Below are 2721 nucleotides of genomic sequence, written 5' to 3'. Positions count from 1 at the left end.
GAAAGTAGTAGAATCTTCTTCTCAATGATGGGGGTGGTTGTAGTTGTGCGGCCCGAGAACTGGAAGGAATTAAATCCGATGGAGAAAGCGGCGGTTGTTCAACGGTATGTGAACGAGATAGGCAGGGCCGAGGCCGCCCGTGTTCTGGGGATATCGAGGGAGTACATCGGCCAGCTGCTGGCCCTTTTAAAGCTGCCTCTGGAAGTGCAGGAAAAATTAAAAAGAAAAGAGATTGGGATTTACGACGCTTTCAAGCTTTTTAAGTACGGAGCAACCCGGAGCGGGTCGGTTCAAGGGGACAACTCTCAAAAGAACGGGGTAAAGGACGAAACGTATCAACTCAGGGAAAAGCTGTCGGCTTTTCAGGAGAAAAATAAGCAATTAATGGAGGAAAATGAGCGGCTTGCGGAAGAAAACAGGCGGCTCAGGAACCAGCTTTCCAGGAATCAGGAGACAATGGTGGTAATCAACCGCCTGCAGAAGATATTTGTCCAGCTGGAAAAGAAGGAAGAAGAGGTAAGGTCTCTTCTCTGCGGGGTAACGGTAAGCGGAGCGCACAGGATGGAAGTCCTGCGCTGGGTGTCGCTGCTGAAGAGACTGGAAAAGATATTGGAGGAGTCACTGGCTACTCTGGATGCGGAGTATGTGGACGCCGAAGGCCACCGGGTGCAATGACCGGTGTTTTTAATTTTTCAGGGAAACTTTTTGGAGGGGTGTTTTGCCTTGGGAGAGTCAGACAAGATCCGTAAAGTCAAGATTGACGACATCAAGATCGTGGACCGCGTGCGGAAGGACATGGGCGACCTCGAGGAGCTGGCGGAGTCCATTAAGGAACTGGGTCTCTTGCAGCCGGTAATTGTAACTCCAGAACTGGTGCTGGTAGCCGGTGAGAGGCGGGTGAATGCCTGCCGGATGCTCGGGTGGGAGGAGATACCAGTAGTTGAGATAGCGTTTGAGGACTTTTACGCGCAGTTGAAGGCGGAGCGGGACGAGAATATTGTCCGGAAGTCGTTCACTTTCAGCGAAACGGCTGAACTGATAAGAAAGCTGGAAACAGTGGAGCGGGAGCGGGCGAAGGCACGGAGTCTGGCAAATTTAAAGCAGAACCACGGATGCCAGGATATGATTACCGAGTGTCACAATTGTGCCACTCGGGAGACAGGTATTACCAGGACTGATGAAAAAATAGCCCGGAAGCTTGGTCTGGGCAGTCGAGCTACTTACCGGAGGATTAAATTTATAGCTGAATATGCGCCCGGGGTTGCCCCGGACTTGATAGAAAAGCTCGATGCGGATGAGATCAGTATCTACCGAGCTTATGAGGAGGTAAAAACTCGACTTGAAGCGATGGAGAAGGAAACCAGAGAAGCAAAAGCCCGCGAGGAAAATTGGCGTACAAAGGTCGGTGAGTTAAAGAAGGAACTTGAAACTAAAGAGCAGGAACTTGCAAAAGCTCGTGCCGGGTCGGACGAAGCTGAAAAACTCAGGGCAGAAGTCGAAAAACTCCGCCGGGAAATCGAAGAGCTGAAGTCTCGCCCACCGGAAAAAGTGACGGTCGAAGTCGTGAAGGAAGTCGAGAAACCCGTCCCCGACCCCAAGCAGGCAGAGGAAATCGCGAGGTTGAAGGAAGAGCTTGCCAGGTCGGAGTCTGCCCGGGTTGAAATGGAAAAGGAAATCGAAGAGCTCAAGAAACGTTCTTTGGCCGACCCCGAGACGCAAAAGAAGGTTGAAGCCTTGCGGGAAGAGCTGGCTGAACTGGAAGCCAAGATACACGGTTACCGGAAGGTACTCAAGGAACAGGAGGAGACCACCTTATTTATGAACTTTGCCCGGAAGTTGATTTCTCCGCTGGAGAAGCAGGAGGACATGTTCGACCAGATGCTGGCCAGGGCGAAGGTAACGGGCGCGCACAGGATGGAAGCTCGCAGGTTGATGTCCGTTTTGCAGAGGTACGTCGAAAAGATGGAGGGTGCTCTGAACGTTTACGATGCCGACGGTACGGTGGTACTTGACGTGCCCGGGAAAGTCGTGAGCTGCTGAAAGTGAGGGGTGGCTTATGAACAGCAGGATAGGGGAACTGTTCCAGGAGCTGATTGGCGAGCTGAGGAACGAGCTGAAGCAGGACAGCGCGGTGATAGCCAGGCTGGTCCAGGAGAACAGGGAGCTAAGGGAATCGCTGGAAACGGCGGAGAGGGAGCGTTTGAACGCGCTGGCCCACATTGCCGAAATGAGCCGTGAGATCGGGTTCGACAGCATATACCAGGTAGTGCAGTCTTACCCCCTGAACGACAGGGGGATGGAGTCGACCGTCAGAGAGGCTGTGCACGAAAAGTGGAAGGAATTCAAAAAGAAAAATAAGCGCAAGTACGGAGAGAACATAGAAGTACTGAAACCCACGGTGATGTGCCGTACCTGGTCGGATTTGAGGCGCAGGTTCGGGTTTGACAGGCTGTTCAGCCTGCCGCGCACGCTGTACCGGCCTGTACTGGAATGGCTGGCGAACTACATTCCGCCGTCCATAGACGAGTACGGTCCGCTGTCGCGGGAACTGATGCTGGCGCGGGTGAGGGAGAACCACCGGATAGCTGACGCTGCGCGGGCTGTTGGAGTGCATGTCGTTACTCTGGCCCGGTGGGAAATGGGACTTCAGGTGCCGCGGAAGGACAGCTGCGGCCGGCTTGCGGATTACCTGGGGGTTTCTGCGGACGGACTGCAGCAGCT

At 53.7% G+C, this 2721-nt stretch carries 3 protein-coding genes; all 3 read left to right on the top strand.

The window, feature by feature from the left end:
• Positions 1–675, top strand: a 675-nt coding sequence (locus ACPLUI_RS12945) for a hypothetical protein (protein WP_424660669.1), incomplete at its 5' end; no start/stop codon positions are given.
• Positions 676–723: 48 nt separating this feature from the next.
• A complete protein-coding gene (locus ACPLUI_RS12940) occupies positions 724–2040 on the top strand; it encodes a ParB N-terminal domain-containing protein (RefSeq protein ID WP_424660668.1) in 1317 nt (438 codons plus the stop codon).
• 16 nt (positions 2041–2056) lie between these two features.
• A partial coding sequence (locus ACPLUI_RS12935) for a helix-turn-helix domain-containing protein (protein WP_424660667.1) occupies positions 2057–2721 on the top strand: 665 nt, incomplete at its 3' end.

It is taken from the genome of Desulfofundulus sp. (genome assembly GCF_049701015.1).
Lineage (GTDB): Bacteria > Bacillota > Desulfotomaculia > Desulfotomaculales > Desulfovirgulaceae > Desulfofundulus.
The sequence above is the reverse complement of the archived record's forward strand: the minus strand, read 5'-3'. Positions and strand labels throughout refer to the sequence as shown.